Annotated in this window: 1 protein-coding gene; it reads right to left on the bottom strand. The window is 64.4% G+C overall.

Going from position 1 to position 610, the window contains the following annotated elements; translation table 11 throughout:
* Window positions 1-610, bottom strand: a 610-nt coding sequence (locus tag G3446_RS27195; protein ID WP_209262679.1) for an SdrD B-like domain-containing protein, incomplete at both ends; no start/stop codon positions are given.

Below are 610 nucleotides of genomic sequence, written 5' to 3' on the forward strand. Positions count from 1 at the left end.
GATAGCTGCCATTGGCATCCGTCGTGGTGGTCCGCCCGGTCGGGTTACCCGCCGCATCCAGCAGTGCCACCGACACGTTCGCGACACCCGGCTCGCCGTCGTCCTGGTTGTTGTCGTTCTCGTCGACGAAGTAACGACCCGACAGCGAACCCACCTGCGGCGGCGGCTCTTCCACACCGGCGTCGTTGTTGGGCGTGTCTTGACCGGCAACCACATCAATGTCAGGAATGATCGAGACGCCATTGCCCTGGTCGATGGCATCGGAGTCGGTCTCATCCGGACCCACGTTCGGGTCGATCAACACCTTGCCCGAAACCGTGTCGGTGAACCGCACGCCGTAAGTTCCCGGGGCCAGATCGCCGAAGCGATAGCTGCCATTGGCATCCGTCGTGGTGGTCCGCCCGGTCGGGTTACCCGCCGCATCCAGCAGTGCCACCGACACGCCGGCGACACCCGGCTCGCCGTCGTCCTGGTTGTTGTCGTTCTCGTCGACGAAGTAACGACCCGACAGCGAACCCACCTGCGGAGCGGGGTCTTCGACGCCTGCGTCCACGTCGGTCTTGTCTTCGCCCTGCGCCAGGTCGAAGGTATCGGTACTGCCGATCACATC

Origin of the sequence: Thiorhodococcus minor (assembly GCF_010820565.1) — a bacterium.
GTDB lineage: Bacteria > Pseudomonadota > Gammaproteobacteria > Chromatiales > Chromatiaceae > Thiorhodococcus > Thiorhodococcus minor.